The organism is Arthrobacter sp. 35/47, assembly GCF_000520475.1.
GTDB lineage: Bacteria > Actinomycetota > Actinomycetes > Actinomycetales > Micrococcaceae > Arthrobacter_D > Arthrobacter_D subterraneus.
On the sequence record NZ_KI914588.1, the window covers coordinates 3,001 to 18,071 of the forward strand.

Genomic DNA, 15,071 nt, shown 5'->3' on the forward strand with positions numbered 1-15,071 from the left:
CCGCGTGCTTCCTCGGCGAGCGCCAGCGAGACCGACCCGCCGTACGCATGCCGTGGGATGACCACTACTCCCCCCGCCGGGACCAGGGACAGCGCCGCAGCGGCCGCTCCGAGACCGGAGGCGAAGGTGAGAGCCGGCAGCGCCGCGCCCTCAAGCTCGGCAAGCGCCTCCTCGAAGGGGTCCCAGGTGGGGTTGGACATGCGCGCGTAGATGCGGTCGGCGCCGACGGGTGGAGCGGTCTCGTGGAAGGTCGACGAGAGCACGATCGGCGGATTGACCGGGGAATCGTGGTTCCGTGGCGGGCGGCCCGCTGCGACGGTGATCGTATCCGGGGCGAGGTGCGCGTGCTGGGTCATTCGATCAGGGTAGTTGGTGCGGGTACGGCTCTGATGCATCGTGCGGGCGCTTGTTACGTTTCCGCGGGCCCGGGCCGGTAATCAGCGCCCCGTCGGTGCAGGGTTTGCCTGCCGGTGGATGCCCCAGTCCACAGGACTATGCGGTCTGTCAGGGTCAGTCGGTAGTCTGATCCAGTGACATCCCAGACTCCCCGCCCTTCCCGCGGCATGTTCCTTGCCTTCGAGGGCGGCGACAGCGCCGGCAAGTCCACGCAGGCCGCGCGGCTCGCCGAGTCGCTTGAGGCTGAGGGCTACACCGTGGTGCGCACGCGTGAGCCCGGCGGAACGGAAATCGGCGAGAAACTGCGTTCGCTTGTGCTCGACCACGGGCATGGCCCTATCGACGCCCGCACGGAGGCTCTCATCTTCGCCGCATCCCGCGCCGCCCACGTGCACCAGGTGATACTGCCCGCGCTGGCCCGCGGCGACGTTGTCATCTGTGACCGCTATATCGACTCCTCCGTTGCCTACCAGGGAGTGGGCCGGGGGCTGGGCGCGCAGAGCGTTCTCGACATCAACCTGTGGGCCGTCGAAAACCTGCGCCCGGATCTCACCGTCCTGCTCGACGTTGACCATGTGGAGGGCCGCGGTCGGCGAACCTCCACAGCCGCACCGGAAGACCGTATGGAATCCGAGCCCGACTCCTTCCACGAACAGATCCGGGCTGCATTTCGCGAGCAGGCCGCCTCGAACCGCGGGCAGTACCTGGTGCTGAACGCCTCGGACCCGGTCGGTGTCCTCGCGAAGACCATCCTCGAAGCAGTGCGGGACCGCCTGGCATGAGCGTCTGGACCTTCCTCACCGGCCAGGCCGCCGCCGTCGAGCAGCTGCGCCGCGCCGCGGCCGCCGAGCAGCCCAACCATGCCTGGCTGTTCACCGGCCCTCCGGGATCGGGACGTTCCAACGCCGCGCGTGCCTTCGCCGCCGCGCTGCTCTGCGACCGCCCGCTGCTTGAGGAACGCGGCTGCGGCGAGTGCAAAGCCTGTACGACGGCGTTGGCCGGCTCGCACGCCGATGTCACCAACGTGACCACCGAGAAGGTCACCATCAGTATTGACGAGGCACGTGAACTGGTGCGGAAGGCTCAGGACAAACCGTCCACCGGCAGGTGGCGCGTGATCATCGTCGAAGACGCCGACCGCATGCAGGAACGCAGTACCAACGTCCTGCTGAAGGCGATCGAGGAGCCTCCCCCGCGCACCATCTGGCTGCTGTGCGCGCCGAGTCCCGGCGACGTGCTGGTGACCATCCGGTCCCGCTGCCGCTCGGTGAGCCTGCGCGTACCCCCGGTTGAGGCCGTGACGGAGCTGCTGATCACGCGGGACAGGATCGACCCGGTCATCGCCGAAGCCGCCGCCCGTGCGGCGCAGAGCCACATCGGGGTGGCAAAGCGGCTCGCCACCGACACCGACGCACGCGAGCGCCGGAACCAGATTGTGCGACTGCCACTGAACCTCCGGAGCATCGCCGGCGCCATGAAGGCCGCCGCGGACCTGGTCAAGCTGGCGGAGGCGGAGGCCCAGAGCTCCTTCGAGCAGCGGGACGCCGAGGAAAAGGCGGCACTGCTGGCCTCGCTGGGCGCCCCGGAATCGGGCACCATCCCCCCGGCAATCCGCTCGCAGGTCAAGCGCCTGGAGGAGGACCAGAACCGGCGGGCCAAGCGGTCGAAAAACGACTACTTCGACCGTGCCCTCACTGACCTCACGTCCTTCTACCGGGACGTCCTCATGCTGCAGCTGGGCGCCGGCGGGCACCTGGTCAATGAGCCGTTGCGCCCTGAACTTGTGCGCTACGCGGAGCATGGGACGCCCGAGGAGACCCTCGGGCGCATCGAGGCCATCAACAAAGTGCGCACCCGGATCGTTGGAACCAATATCGCCCCCTTGCTGGCCATCGAAGCGATGGCCGTCAGCCTGTTGCCAGAGAAGGAACTTTCCGCGTGACACACTCCCATCCCGCGCGCCGCTCACCGCTGCGCGCGCTGGCAGGTGCTGCCGCCGTCGTTGTTGGGCTGGTTCTTTCCGGTTGCACGGCGGGTCCGGACACCGGTGCGGTGACCGCGCCTCCCGAGGTGATCGGGGACGTTCCGGAGGACCTTCGGGAGTTCTACGCACAGGAAGTGACCTGGGAGGAATGCGAGGGCGACGACTTCGCCTGCGCCACGGTGAAGGTCCCGCTGGATTACAGCGACCCGGGGCGGGCGTCGATCGACCTTGCCATGATCCGCCTCGACGCTCCGGGAGACGCGCAGGGCTCACTCCTGGTGAATCCGGGAGGGCCGGGAGTCTCGGGCTACAACCTGGTACGTGATTCCGCGGAATTCATCCTCAGCGACCGGCTGCGCCAGTCCTTCGATGTGGTGGGTTTTGATCCGCGCGGGGTCAACGAGTCCTCCGCGGTGGAATGCCTGACCGATGAGGAGCGCGATGAAGCCCGCGCGGAGACGCTCCCACCGGATGCCACCGATGCCGAAGCCCTGGAGATCCTGGAAGCGGACTCCGCGGAATACGCACAGCTGTGTGCCGAGCGGACCGGCGAGCTGCTCGGCCACATCGACACGGTCAGCGCCGCGAAGGACATGGATATTCTGCGCGCCGTGGTGGGAGACGAGCAGCTGAACTATCTCGGCTTCTCCTACGGCACCCAGCTCGGAGCGGCGTACGCGGGACTGTTCCCCGGGAACGTGGGGCGCTTTGTGCTCGACGGGGCGGTGGACCCCTCGCTGAGCTCCGCCGAGATCACTGCCGGCCAGGTGGCCGCCTTCGACGAGGCGCTCCGCAACTACGTGGCCGACTGCCAGAGCCAGAGTGAGTGCCCGCTTCCGGGGGACGTGGACGAGGGCGTGGCGGTTGTGGATGAACTGTTCGAGTCCGTCGAGGAGAGCCCGATGACGGCCGCCGACGGCCGCCCGGTCACCATCGGCACGTTCTTCCAGGGTTTTGTGCTGCCGCTGTATGACAGCGCGAGCTGGCCCGCTCTCACCGCGGCGATCGATCAGGCGCTGCAGGGCGATCCGAGCGAGTTCCTCCGGTTCGCCGATCTCGGCGCTGACCGCTCACCCACCGGCGACTACCTCACCAACTCGGCCGCGGCCTTCACCGCCGTCACCTGCCTGGACTACCCGATGCCGGCCGACCCGGGCGTGATGGCTGAGGAAGCGGAGGCGCTGGAGGCATCGTCGGCGGTTTTTGGTGAGTACCTCAGCTACGGCGCCCTGGCCTGCAAGAACTGGGCGTATGAGCCGGTGAATGAACCCTCGCCGGCCAGCGCGCCCGGCGCCCCGCCGATGCTCGTCATCGGAACCACCGGAGATCCCGCGACTCCCTATGAGTGGTCGCTTGCCCTGGCCGAGCAGCTGGAATCCGCCGTGCACGTCACCTGGGAGGGCCAGGGACACACGGCCTATGGCCGTTCAGGCGAGTGCATCGAATCCCTGGTGGACGATTTCCTGATTGACGGAACCGTGCCCGACGACGGCGTTCGCTGCTGATTTTGACCGGCGAGCTGATGCTCTTATACAGTTATTGCTTGTGGAATGAGCCTTTGAGTTTTTGAAGGGTCACCCGCAACCAGCCTCCTTAGCTCAGTCGGTAGAGCGTCTCACTCGTAATGAGAAGGTCGCCAGTTCGACTCTGGCAGGAGGCTCTTTTTGTGCCCTCACACTGATAGCCGTCAGGTCCTGGACGTGGTCCGCAGCCAGACGAAACTGCGGGGCCCTAGTTCAACGCCGTCGTCGAGCGTCTCCTGCTCTCCGGTGACCAGGTTCCCGGCAGTGTGGTTGAAGCCGGACAGGGTTTCGGCTGGGACCCGCTGGGGATGGTCCGCGAAGTTCGCCAGCACCAGGATGTTGGTTCCCTCACCCGGCCGCTGGTACCCGAGAACGTGCCGGTTCCCGGTGTGGAAGTCGACCAACCGCGTACCGGTGAATTCAGGGGTGCCTGAGCGGACGGCAATGAGCTGCCTTAACCCCGTGTAGACCGCACCCTGGGGCGTGGCCGGATCGGTCCGCTTCGCATAGTTTTCCGCCGGGTAGTGCGGGCGGTGAACCCAGCGGCTGTCGGTGTCATGTCCCGGTTCGCCGGCGTAGGCGTAGTCATTTTCCTGGGCTACCTCGTCGCCCAAATAGATCAGCGGGACGCCTCCGGTGCTCAGGATGATGGAGTGCGCGAGGAGGATCCGCTCAACCGCGGCGTCCGGTTCCTGCTCGATGCCCAGCAGTGACGCCGTGGTACCGGAGATCCGGCAGTCACCGGTCCTGGGGTTGTCCTGGAAGGGAACACCGTGTGCAAAGCTGCCGGGGAAACGGTTGACGTAGAAGGAATTGAGGAACCGGCGGTGTTCGAACCCGTTGATGCCCAGCTCCGCGGCGTCCTCATCGGCGAACGTCCAGCCGATGTCATCGTGGCTGCGGACGTAGTTCACCCAGGACGTGCCGTCGGGGAGATTGTGCCGGCGCTCGAGTGCCTGTGACAGCAGCGAGACGTCCCGGGTTGCCATGGATTCCCAGATCAGCGCCATCTGCAGCGGATTGTAGGAAAGCTGGCACTCTCCCGGATCGATGTACTCCGCCACCTGGTCCGGATGGACGATCGCCTCGGACTTGAACAGCAACGACGGCGCCGCCAACCGGCAGACCGCATTGAACGCCTGGAGGAGAAGGTGCGCCTGGGGCAGGTTTTCACAGGTTGTACCAAGCTGTTTCCAGATGAACGCAACCGCATCCATGCGGAGGATACTGATCCCCTGATTGGCCAGGAACAGCATCTCCTCCGCCATGGCGCGGAAGACCTCGGGATTGGAGTAGTTCAGGTCCCACTGGTAGCTGTGGAAGGTAGCCCAGACCCAGCGGCCGTCGTCGAGCTGGACGAAGGACCCCGGGTGGTCATCCGGGAAGATCTCCCGGGCGTGGGTCTCGAATGCGTCCGGCATGGCGCGGTCGGGGAAGATCCAGTAGTAGTCGCTGTAGCGGGGATCGCCCTCCGCGGCCCTGCGCGCCCACTGGTGCTCGTTTGAGGTGTGGTTGAAGATGAAGTCAACCACCAGGCTGATGCCCTCGCTGCGGAGCTCCGCAGCCAGGTCCCGGAGCTGTTCCATTGTTCCCAGCGCAGGGCTGACCTGCCGGTAGCTGGAAACCGCATAGCCGCCGTCGGAATTCGGTTCGGGTGCCAGGAACAGCGGCATCAGGTGCAGGTAGGTGAGGCCCAGCTCCTTGAAGTAGGGGATGCGGGCGCGCACGCCGTCGAGATTTTCGGCATACCTGTCCACATAGCAGACCCCGCCCAGCATGCTGTTGGAGGAGAACCAGGTGGCATCCCGCTCCTGCTTATCGTCGAGCTGCTTCAGTTCGGCCGGGCGGGCAGCCCACGAGCGGGCCGACAGGAGCACCAGCTGGGTGAGCTGGTCGAGCCAGTCACTGCGATCGCCGTACAGGGACTCGAAGAGCCGGTACAGGGTGGGGAAATGCGCGTCGAACCGTCGGTTGAAGTCCAGCCAGTTCGTCTCGTCCGATTCAGCGTCTGTGCGCACCACATCCCGGATGCGGGAGAACGTCCCATGCAGTTCCTGATCGTCCACCAATGCTCCTAGCGCCGGGAATACCTTTGCGTTCCATCCTTGCAGACGCGGCGGACCGGTCACCGTCAATGACGCGCAAAGGCCGAAGCCACCCGCGCAGCCGAGGCTGCGGAGGTGGCTTCGGCCGTGTCAGAGGCTCCTAGGCGAAGTCCGCCGTGGCGGGGTTGGCGCCGATGCGTCCGGCTTCACCCTTGTCGAGTCCGTTGATCGCTGCGATGTCCTCTTCCGTCAGCGAAACCTCGAGCGCACCCCAGTTCTCGATGATGCGTGATTCAGTGACCGACTTCGGGATGACCACGAGGCCGAGCGCCAGGTGCCAGGCGAGCACAACCTGGGCGGGGGTGGCACCGCGCTTCTCGGCGATCCCGGCGAGCACGGGGTCTTCCAGCAGACCCTTGCCGGAACCCAGCGGCGACCAGGACTCGTGCAGGATCCCCTTGTCTGCTTCGAAGGCGCGCAGCTCGGCCTGGTTGAAATACGGGTGGGTCTCGACCTGGTTGATGGCCGGCACCACGCCCGTCTCGTCGATAATCTCCTGCAGGGCTTCGACGGTGAAGTTCGAGACGCCGATGGAGCGTACACGTCCGCGCTTCTGAAGTTCGATCAACGCCTTCCAGGTATCGACGTACTTACCCTGCTTCGGCTGGAGCCAGTGGATGAGGTAGAGATCCAGGGTCTCGAGGCCGAGCCGCTGCATGGATTCCTCGAAGGCGGCCAGCGTGCTCTCGTAGCCCTGATCGGCGTTCCACAGCTTGGTGGTGATGAACAGCTCCTCGGGGCTCAGCCCCGAGGCTTCAATGGCCCGGCCGACGCCTGCTTCATTGCCGTAGATCTTTGCGGTGTCGATGTGGCGGTAACCCGCCTTGAAGGCGCGCCCGACGACGTCTTCAGCCGTGGCGTCGTCGACCTGCCATACGCCGTAGCCCAGCTGGGGAATGGTGCGGCCGTCGTTGAAGGTGAGGTTGGGTGAGGTGCTCATGTATCCCTTTCGATAACTGATTGCTTCTCCGGAGTATGGCAACCGTGCACCTGCCCGGGAATATTCCTACCGGCCGGATCCTGACAGCAAACGTTCAGCTTCGATCACATCTTCGGCAACCACTTCCGCCCGCCGCCGGACGTTGTCCAGCCCGGCCGAAGCGATCCCCCACCGCTCACCGTCCAACCGCGCCATCGCGGCGGCCTCGGCGGTTGTGGCCAGTGCATTGCCGGCGCGGGAGAGCGCCCGGTGCACCTGGAGCAACGCTCCCGGAATATCAAGTCCCTCACTCGGATGCTGTGCCTGCGCGGCAATGCAGCACGCCCGCACACGCGGGAGCAACTGCGCCAGCTCATTGGCGAGGGCGGCCAGATCGTTGTAGACGGCGTCGTCCTCCACACCCTCGAGGATCTGGTGGTAACGGTCCAGCCCACGCCGGAACCGGTCATGGGCACGCCGCCACACCCCCGTACCGAGCTCGGCATCATCCTTGCGGCCCTGCCTGGCCGCCGCGAAAAGCGCCATGTGGAACTACAGGTACTGGCCGGGGCCATGGGTGTCCGGCTTGTGCGCCGGGCCCGGCCGTGCTCCGGGCGCGCGCCGCGGCTCACCGTCCTCGCCCACAATAACGCCGGGCGCAATGACGGTTCCGGGAGGAAGCTGCTTCAGCTGGAGCTGGGCGGCAAGCTGCTGGTTGGCCATCTGCTGGGCGGCAAGCGCGGTCTGGATCCCGTGGAAAAGTCCCTCGAGCCATCCCACCAGCTGTGCCTGCGCAACACGCAGTTCAGCATCAGTGGGAACCGAATCATCAGTGAAGGGCAGGTTGATCCGGTGCAGCTCCTCGACCAGCTCCGGTGCGAGCCCGTCCTCGAGCTCACGCACCGAGCGCTCATGGATCTCGGCGAGGCGGCTGCGCCCGGCGTCGTCCAGCGGGGCGCTGCGCACTTCCTCAAGCAGCTGCTTCAGCATGGTGCCGATGCGCATCACCTTTGCAGGTTCATCCACCAGCTCGGTCAGCTTGGTGGTCCGGTCCCTGTCGCCGCGGGAGCCACCGTGGTCATCGTGTTCCGGAAGCCCACGGCCGGGCTCCAGCCTTCCGACGAGGACAGGGCTCTCCTGGTTGCCGGCCGCCTGTTCCGGCGTCACGTGGTCGGGGTGCTTTTCGGTCATAGGTTCATGCTCTCACGCGACCGTGGGCGCCGGTGCGGCGCCCGCGCGCGTCAGTCCGCCTCTTCCCTGTGAGCGAGCTCTTCCTCACGGCCTTCCCGGTACTCCCCGCCAGGGCTGACGCCGGGAACGCGCTGCCCGGCGTTGAGCTGCCCCGAAGTGAAGTGGTCCTCTGAAAATTCGGGGCCGCCGTCGTTCTCTTCCGTGGGCACGCTGACATCCTCACGGAGGTGCTCTTCTTCCGATGCCGCCTCCGGAGTAGGCGCACCGATGTCTTCGCGGAGGTGTTCCGGCAGGTTCTCAGTCATCCCACCAGCAAACCACGGCCGGCGGTGGGCCCGCCAGAGCGTCGGTACACAGATAAGGCGGGCACGACCGCAGTCGAGCCCGCCCTATCAGCACCGGTGTGCAGCCCTAGCAGCAGCGTCCCTCAGGGTTTGCGTCCTGGCGGTCCGTTTTGTCCCGCCAGAACTGGCGCTCCGTCATGGGTGCCTCGCTGCTGTGCGTCGAGGCGTGGTGGTCGAGGTATTGCTGATACGCGTTCTCTCCCATCACACCCTTGAAGAGCCAGATCAGCTCTTTGACGCTCATCAGTGACCCGCCCGCGCCGGCTTCTTGTCATGCGGGAGGTTGGCCCACTGCGCTTCGAGTTCCTTCTCGGCCGGAGTCGCAATGAGGCCTGCCGGGGCGAAGGTGCGCGAGGGAACTGCGGGATCCTCGGCGCTCGGCCCACCGCCCGTGCGGTACGCCCTGACAGTTGCCATGATTGCCGTGGCAATCACGATGATAGCCAGCGTCACGAAGAGGATGGACAGCGTTCCCTGGATGAAGGTGTTGCGGACCACCTTCTCCATCGCCTCCACGGTGGCGGCGTTGCCGAAGCTCTGCTCCCCTGCGGCGAGCGCATTTCGGAAAGCCATGTGGTTGGCCCAGTAGCCGACGGTGGGCACCGGGGAGAAGATCTTCAGGAACGACGCCGTAATGGTCACCACTGCTGCAAACGCCAGCGGCAGGGCGGGGATCCACAGGTACTTGAAGGCACCCTTCTTGGCGCAGATCGCCATGCAGACGGCCAGCGCAATGGCTGCCAGGAGCTGGTTGGCAATACCGAACAGCGGGAACAGCGTGTTGATGCCGCCCAGCGGATCGGTGACGCCCATGATCAGGATGGCCCCCCACCCCGCGACCATGATCGCTGTACAGATCCAGGCGCCTACCCGCCAGGAGGTGTCCTTGAACTTCGGCACGAAGTTACCGATGGTGTCCTGCAGCATGAACCGTGCAACGCGGGTTCCGGCGTCGACCGCGGTCAGGATGAAGAGTGCCTCGAACATGATGGCGAAGTGGTACCAGAACGCCATCATGCCGGCGCCGCCGAAGAGGCCCTGCATGATCTGGGCAATGCCTACTGCGAGAGTCGGCGCACCGCCGGTACGGGAGACAATCGACTCCTCACCCACGTTGTTGGCGAGCGTACTCAGAGCCTCCGGTGCGAGGTTTACCCCGGTCAGGCCCAGGCCGTTGACGAAGGCGACGGCGCCCTCGATGGTTCCTCCTGTGGCCGCGGCCGAGGAGTTCATCGCGAAGTAGATGCCGCGGTCGATCGACAGCGCCGCCACCAGAGCCATGATCGCCACAAAGGACTCCATGAGCATTCCGCCGTAACCGATGAACCGGGTCTGGCGTTCCTTCTCGATCATTTTCGGTGTGGTTCCGGAGGCGATCAGGGCGTGGAAGCCGGAGAGCGCACCACAGGCGATTGTCACGAACAGGAAGGGGAAGAGGGTCCCCGGAACAACGGGTCCGTCGGCCCGCGAGGCGAACTCGCTGACCGCAGGAACGCTGATTTCCGGGCGGGTGATCACAATTGCCACGGCCAGCATGACAATCGTGCCGATCTTCATGAAGGTGGAGAGGTAGTCGCGGGGGGCGAGCAGGAGCCACACCGGCAGGACTGCCGCGATGAAGCCGTAGATGATGATGCCCCAGGCGATGGTGACCCTGTCGAGCGTGAAGAGGGCAACGCCCCACTCGGTCTCGGCGATCCAGCCACCCGCAACGATTGCGAGCATCAACAGCGCGAATCCAATGAGGGATACCTCGGACACTTTGCCGGGACGGAGGTAGCGCAGGTAGACGCCCATGAACAGTGCAATGGGGATGGTCATCGACACGGAGAACACACCCCACGGGCTTTCCCCGAGAGCGTTGACCACAACAAGAGCCAGGATCGCCACGATGATGATCATGATGGTGAGCGTTGCGATCAGGGCGGCGGTGCCGCCGATCAGGCCGAGCTCTTCACGCGCCATCTGGCCGAGTGACCGCCCGCCGCGGCGCATTGAGAAGAACATGACCAGGTAGTCCTGGACCGCGCCGGCGAAGATCACGCCGATGACGATCCACATGGTTCCGGGCAGATAACCCATCTGGGCAGCAAGTACGGGACCCACGAGCGGGCCGGCTCCGGCGATCGCTGCGAAGTGATGGCCGTAGAGCACACGGCGGTCGGTAGAGGCGAAGTCCTTGCCGTCGGCCTTGTATTCGGCGGGGGTGGCGCGCCGGTCGTTGGGCCGCAGGAGCTTGCGTTCGATGAATTTGGAGTAGAACCGGTAGGCGATGAGGTAGCTGCAGACGGCTGCGAATACAAACCACATCGCGTTGACCGTCTCGCCGCGGACAATGGCAAGCACCGTCCAGCTCACGCCGCCGAGCAGGGCTATACCCACCCAGACTGCAATCTTCAGCGGCGTCCAGCCGCCGTCTTCCTTGTCTGCATCGACTGCAGTCGGCGGCAGATCCGGATCCTGGAGGAGGACGTCGGCGTCCTCATTCCGTTGGACGCGGCTCGCCCCCGCCTGCCCGCGACCAGATTCGTTCTCACTCATGGCGCTCCCTTATATGTGAGTGGCTTAACTCACTGAAACTAGCAGTGCCAAGAGTGCTGCGTCACAGAGTTTGCACACAGGAGGCGTGCAATCGCCGAACGGCTGTTTCCATGAGCCAAACGGCTTGCGCAGCTAGTGGCTGGGATCGTCCCTGCCGTCACGGGAATTCGAGCCCTCACTCAGGCTGGAGTGGGTCTCTGTCTGTGGATCCGGACCGTCCTCAGCGGTGTCGCGGGGACTGCTCTGGACTCCGTCATTGACCTGATCGGCGAGGTTTTCCGCCCAGCTTTCCGCAGCGCGCTCCAGGCCCGACTCTTCATCTCCGGCTCGCGATACGCCGTCCGGCTCGCCGTCTGCCCTGTGCTTGGCCATGGTTTCCTCCTTGGAATTACGGTGGGTGCTAGCTTGTCATACCACCCGGAATCCACAAAGCAGACCGCGTCATGCCTCCTGCACGCTCAGCAGGATTTTTCCCGTGTGCTGCCCGGAGTCGAAGTACCGGTGCGCCTCAACCACCTCGGCCAGCGGGAACGTCCGGTCGACGGGTATGCAAATGGTCCCGTCCGAAATGAGCGGCCAGACATGCTGGTAGACGCCCGCCATGATGGACGACTTCTCCTCCACAGGACGCGAACGCAACGTGGTCCCGGTGACCGACGCCCGCCTGGCCATCAGCGCGCCCAGATCAAGTTCGGCTTTGGCGCCTCCCTGCAGTCCGATGACGACGAGCCGGCCACCGGTTGCCAGCGCCTTCACGTTGCGGCTGAGGTATTTGGCGCCGACGACGTCGAGAATGACGTCCACTCCCCGCCCGCCCGTGGCGGCGTCCACCTCGGCAACGAAGTCCTGCTCCCGATAGTTCACGCACACCTCCGCACCGAGGGAACGGGCAAACTCCAGTTTCTCCGCGGTACCCGCGGTCACGATTGTCCGCGCTCCCCACGCCCGTGCGAGCTGGATGGCCATGGTGCCGATCCCCCCGGTTGCGCCGTGCACCAGAACGGTTTCACCGCGGCGCAGCCCGGCAGTCAGGACCAGGTTCGAGTAGACGGTCGCAGCCACTTCCGGCAGCCCGGCGGCTGCTGCGAGGTCCACTCCGGCAGGCACCGGCAGCACCTGACCGGCAGGCACCGCAACCTGTTCCGCGTAGCCACCGCCCGCGAGGAGCGCCACCACCGCGTCACCGGGCCGGAAGTCGGAGGTGCCCGCATCGGCAATCCTCCCCGAAACCTCGAGCCCGGGATATTCGGAAGCGCCGGGCGGCGGCGGGTACACGCCCCTGCGCTGCTGGACGTCGGCGCGGTTGAGGCCTGCAGCAACAACGTCGATGAGGACGTCACCGGCCCCTGGGCGCGGGGGCTCCACTTCGGTCACCTCGAGAACATCCGGCTCGCCGGACTTTCGCAGCACTACGGCTTTCATTGTTTCCTTCCCGGGAGTTGCCCTGCGGGTTTTGGGAGTTTTGTGCAGCCTGCTCTGCATGAAACACTATTCCCCGTAGGGAAGGTTGTCCGAGCGGCCGAAGGAGCTGGTCTTGAAAACCAGTGGGCGGTAACCCCGCCTCAAGGGTTCGAATCCCTTACCTTCCGCATTGAGCCTGAGCCGGCTCACCCGTTGCACCCCGTTCCGGAAGGATCGGGGTGCAACTGCTTTTAATGAGCCGAATCCCGGGATGAGAAGCCTTTTCGGCGACACGGACACCGCGCCTTTCATCGGAACACTCCGGGACTCCAACAAATAGTTTCCAACGGCAAGCAGTCGTGTTTGAATGTGCTCGGCGCCGGATGTGTCCTGCATCACTAATGGGGTGGAGCGGGACAGGGCGCCAAGTCCGATACCACCGGGCCGACGATGGGAAATTCCGTTGATGGTCTCAACCCGGCTGATCTGTTCCCCGCAGGGTAACCACCCGTTCACTGCGGCGTGCTTGGCTTGCCGCGGCCGGAATGTCACCGGCGAATCCTATTGTCACTTTCGTGGCCAGTTCCGCGGAGGCGCAAGCCGCTGCGGGCATCACTCGCGGCCGTAACCCGGCCAAAGCCAAGGAGAAACAGTACGAATGAAAAATTCGTGGAGGGGCGCGCTGTGCTCAGCGCTTTCGGTGGGGCTACTCGCTTCCCCGGTGGCGTTCCTGCCAGCCAGCGCAGAGGAAACAGTCGGGCCGCAGGCGGGCACCGGCGTCGTCATCAATGAGGCATACGTCAACGGGGGTAGCGCAAACGCGCCGTTCACCCACAAGTTTGTTGAGCTGGCCAACACCACTGATGCTCCGGTGAGCCTTGACGGCTGGTCGCTGCAGTACCGCTCGGCGACGGGGAGCGCCGCACCGACCGGGGTCGCCGTGTTGAGGGGCACCATTCCCGCGAACGGGACCTACCTGGTTCAGGGGTCCAGCAACGGATCAGTAGGATCCGCGTTGCCGGCGCCTGACCTGTCCTCCTCCCTGAACTTCAGCGGCACAAGCGGAACCATCGTCCTGTCCAACCAGTCCACCGCGGTGACCCCGCTGGCTGTCGGGTCGGTGACGGGAGCTCCCGGCGTGGTTGACCTGCTGGGCTACGGCTCGTCCAACACCTATGAGACCAGCGGCGAGGATGGTCCCGGCGGCACCGGCAACCCGCTCTCCATGAACCGTTCCGGCGGTGTCGATACCGACAACAATCAGGTGGACTTCAGCGCGCTCGACGTCGTGACGCCCACCAATGCCGCCGGTGAAACGGCCGGAAGCGAGCCGGAACCCGAGCCCCAGCCGCCGGCCCCCGGCCAGGTAGTGCCGATTGACCAGATTCAGGGAACGGGCACAGCCACCCCTTATGCGGGACAGGTTGTGACCACCCGTGGAGTCGTGACCGCCGCCTACCCTTCCGGCGGCTTTGACGGCTACTACCTCCAGACTGCCGGGACAGGAGGGGACCTGGGCTCAGATCACGCGGCCTCCGACGGCATCTTCATCTACTCTCCGGCTACTGTCGCGGAGGTTGCGGTCGGCGACTTCGTCGAGGTGACCGGAACGGCAGGGGAATACTTCAACCTTTCGCAGATCACGGTCCCCGCCGGCGGTATGACCAAACCGGCTGAGCCTGCCGAGGCGGTCAAGGCGGCCGCCGTTGCCTACCCTGCCGATGACGCCGGACGCGAAGCACTCGAGGGGATGCTCGTCCAGCCGACCTCCGGCTTCACGGTTTCAGACAACTACGCGCTGAACCAGTATGGGGAAATCACGCTCGCCGTCGGAGACACTCCGCTGGTCCAACCAACCGAAATCGCTCCGCCTGGGACCGCCGGGAACGCAGCCGTCGCGGCGGACAACGCCGCACGGCGAGTGAAGCTCGACGACGGCGCCACCACCAATTTCCTCGCCGCTGCGAACATGGACCAGCCGCTGCCGTACCTCACACCGGAGCAGCCGGTACGGGTCAACTCGTCGGCAACCTTCACGGCGCCCGTTGTTCTCGACTTCCGCAACAGCTCCTGGAAATTCCAGCCGCTGACCGCCCTTACCGCCGCGAACGCCGCCGCGGTCCAGCCGGTCACGTTCGAGGGCACGCGTCCTGAGGTGCCCGCGAACGTCGGCGGAAACGTGAAGATCGCATCCTTCAACGTGTTGAACTACTTCACCACCACCGGCGACCAGCTCACCGGGTGCACCTATTACCAGGACCGCGACGGCAATCCCGTTACTGTCCGGGGCGGCTGCGACGCCCGCGGTGCTGCGAACGCGGAGAATCTCGAGCGGCAGGAAGCGAAGATCGTCGCGGCAATCAATGGTCTCGGCGCCGACGTTGTCTCCCTGGAGGAAATCGAAAATTCGGCCAGGTTCGGGAAGGACCGGGACGAGGCACTCGCCACGCTGACAGCCGCACTGAATGAGGCTGCCCCGGGAGTCTGGGACTACGTCCGCTCGCCCGCTGAACGGCCTGCCGTCGAGGATGAGGACTTCATCCGCACGGCCTTCATCTACAAGGTGGCGGCAGTGGAGCCTGTCGGGGAGTCAGTCATCCTGAATGACAACGTGGCCTTCTCGAACGCCCGCAAGCCGCTCGCCCAGTCCTTCACTGTTGCTGGCGG

At 65.4% G+C, this 15,071-nt stretch carries 14 protein-coding genes and 2 tRNA genes; 6 read left to right on the forward strand and 10 right to left on the reverse strand.

Translation table 11 applies throughout. The annotated features are described in order from the left end of the window. Window positions 1–356, reverse strand: a 356-nt coding sequence (locus tag X803_RS21360; protein ID WP_035778012.1) for a PLP-dependent transferase, incomplete at its 3' end; no start/stop codon positions are given. Window positions 357–563: 207 nt separating this feature from the next. On the opposite strand from X803_RS21360, the gene tmk reads away from it, so the two are divergent. The 4 genes from tmk (at window position 564) to X803_RS0105170 (ending at window position 4,040) form a co-directional block, all read left to right on the forward strand. Further along, entirely contained in the window at window positions 564–1,178 is a 615-nt protein-coding gene (gene tmk / locus X803_RS0105155) for a dTMP kinase (protein WP_035778015.1), read from the forward strand. Then, window positions 1,175–2,338: a DNA polymerase III subunit delta' gene (locus X803_RS0105160; protein WP_026544307.1), complete on the forward strand. Its 1,164-nt coding sequence runs from the start codon at window positions 1,175–1,177 to the stop codon at window positions 2,336–2,338. Before tmk ends, X803_RS0105160 begins: the two co-directional genes overlap by 4 nt. Continuing rightward, the gene (locus X803_RS0105165; RefSeq protein WP_026544308.1) at window positions 2,335–3,885 is read left to right on the forward strand and encodes an alpha/beta hydrolase; all 1,551 of its coding nucleotides are present in this window, start codon (window positions 2,335–2,337) and stop codon (window positions 3,883–3,885) included. The genes X803_RS0105160 and X803_RS0105165 overlap by 4 nt, the downstream gene beginning before the upstream one ends. Window positions 3,886–3,967: 82 nt before the next feature. Continuing rightward, window positions 3,968–4,040: transfer RNA gene (locus X803_RS0105170), tRNA-Thr, on the forward strand. Window positions 4,041–4,067: 27 nt separating this feature from the next. On the opposite strand, the gene X803_RS17955 is transcribed toward X803_RS0105170, so the two are convergent. The 9 genes from X803_RS17955 to X803_RS0105215 all read right to left on the reverse strand — a co-directional run bounded on the left by X803_RS17955 (window position 4,068) and on the right by X803_RS0105215 (window position 12,425). Then, a complete protein-coding gene (locus tag X803_RS17955) occupies window positions 4,068–5,924 on the reverse strand; it encodes an amylosucrase (RefSeq protein WP_253907399.1) in 1,857 nt (618 codons plus the stop codon). Window positions 5,925–6,108: 184 nt separating this feature from the next. Beyond that, entirely contained in the window at window positions 6,109–6,948 is an 840-nt protein-coding gene (locus X803_RS0105180; protein ID WP_026544309.1) for an aldo/keto reductase, read from the reverse strand. A 66-nt stretch (window positions 6,949–7,014) separates the two neighbouring features. Continuing rightward, complete coding sequence (locus X803_RS0105185) at window positions 7,015–7,473, reverse strand: hypothetical protein (protein ID WP_026544310.1); 459 nt, start codon at window positions 7,471–7,473, stop codon at window positions 7,015–7,017. Window positions 7,474–7,479: 6 nt separating this feature from the next. Next, a complete protein-coding gene (locus X803_RS0105190; protein WP_084033430.1) occupies window positions 7,480–8,118 on the reverse strand; it encodes a bacterial proteasome activator family protein in 639 nt (212 codons plus the stop codon). A gap of 50 nt (window positions 8,119–8,168) precedes the next feature. After that, window positions 8,169–8,423: a hypothetical protein gene (locus X803_RS0105195; RefSeq protein ID WP_026544312.1), complete on the reverse strand. Its 255-nt coding sequence runs from the start codon at window positions 8,421–8,423 to the stop codon at window positions 8,169–8,171. Window positions 8,424–8,529: 106 nt separating this feature from the next. Continuing rightward, window positions 8,530–8,706 carry a YbdD/YjiX family protein gene (locus X803_RS21365; RefSeq protein WP_084033432.1) on the reverse strand — a complete coding sequence of 59 codons (177 nt, stop codon included), beginning with the start codon at window positions 8,704–8,706 and terminating at the stop codon, window positions 8,530–8,532. Further along, window positions 8,706–11,003, reverse strand: coding sequence for a carbon starvation CstA family protein (locus tag X803_RS17960; protein WP_035778016.1), 2,298 nt, complete (start codon window positions 11,001–11,003; stop codon window positions 8,706–8,708). Before X803_RS17960 ends, X803_RS21365 begins: the two co-directional genes overlap by 1 nt. A gap of 132 nt (window positions 11,004–11,135) precedes the next feature. Then, window positions 11,136–11,375 (reverse strand): hypothetical protein, encoded by a 240-nt coding sequence (locus X803_RS0105210; RefSeq protein WP_026544313.1) that lies wholly within the window; start codon window positions 11,373–11,375, stop codon window positions 11,136–11,138. A 69-nt stretch (window positions 11,376–11,444) separates the two neighbouring features. Next, on the reverse strand, window positions 11,445–12,425 hold the full coding sequence (locus X803_RS0105215) for an NAD(P)H-quinone oxidoreductase (protein ID WP_026544314.1): 981 nt from the start codon (window positions 12,423–12,425) through the stop codon (window positions 11,445–11,447). A gap of 79 nt (window positions 12,426–12,504) precedes the next feature. Here X803_RS0105215 and X803_RS0105220 point away from each other — a divergent pair. After that, window positions 12,505–12,592: transfer RNA gene (locus X803_RS0105220), tRNA-Ser, on the forward strand. 470 nt (window positions 12,593–13,062) lie between these two features. Next, window positions 13,063–15,071 (forward strand): ExeM/NucH family extracellular endonuclease (locus tag X803_RS21370; protein ID WP_035778018.1); only part of this gene is annotated, 2,009 nt, incomplete at its 3' end.

Excerpts from the sequence above, each read along its gene's own strand:
- tmk (WP_035778015.1), top strand. The coding sequence starts at position 564 with ATGTTCCTTGCCTTCGAGGGCGGCGACAGCGCCGGCAAGTCCACGCAG.
- X803_RS0105160 (WP_026544307.1), top strand. The coding sequence starts at position 1,175 with ATGAGCGTCTGGACCTTCCTCACCGGCCAGGCCGCCGCCGTCGAGCAG.
- X803_RS0105180 (WP_026544309.1), bottom strand. The coding sequence starts at position 6,948 with ATGAGCACCTCACCCAACCTCACCTTCAACGACGGCCGCACCATTCCC.
- X803_RS0105185 (WP_026544310.1), bottom strand. The coding sequence starts at position 7,473 with ATGGCGCTTTTCGCGGCGGCCAGGCAGGGCCGCAAGGATGATGCCGAG.
- X803_RS0105190 (WP_084033430.1), bottom strand. The coding sequence starts at position 8,118 with ATGACCGAAAAGCACCCCGACCACGTGACGCCGGAACAGGCGGCCGGC.
- X803_RS0105195 (WP_026544312.1), bottom strand. The coding sequence starts at position 8,423 with ATGACTGAGAACCTGCCGGAACACCTCCGCGAAGACATCGGTGCGCCT.
- X803_RS21365 (WP_084033432.1), bottom strand. The coding sequence starts at position 8,706 with ATGAGCGTCAAAGAGCTGATCTGGCTCTTCAAGGGTGTGATGGGAGAG.
- X803_RS17960 (WP_035778016.1), bottom strand. The coding sequence starts at position 11,003 with ATGAGTGAGAACGAATCTGGTCGCGGGCAGGCGGGGGCGAGCCGCGTC.
- X803_RS0105210 (WP_026544313.1), bottom strand. The coding sequence starts at position 11,375 with ATGGCCAAGCACAGGGCAGACGGCGAGCCGGACGGCGTATCGCGAGCC.
- X803_RS0105215 (WP_026544314.1), bottom strand. The coding sequence starts at position 12,425 with ATGAAAGCCGTAGTGCTGCGAAAGTCCGGCGAGCCGGATGTTCTCGAG.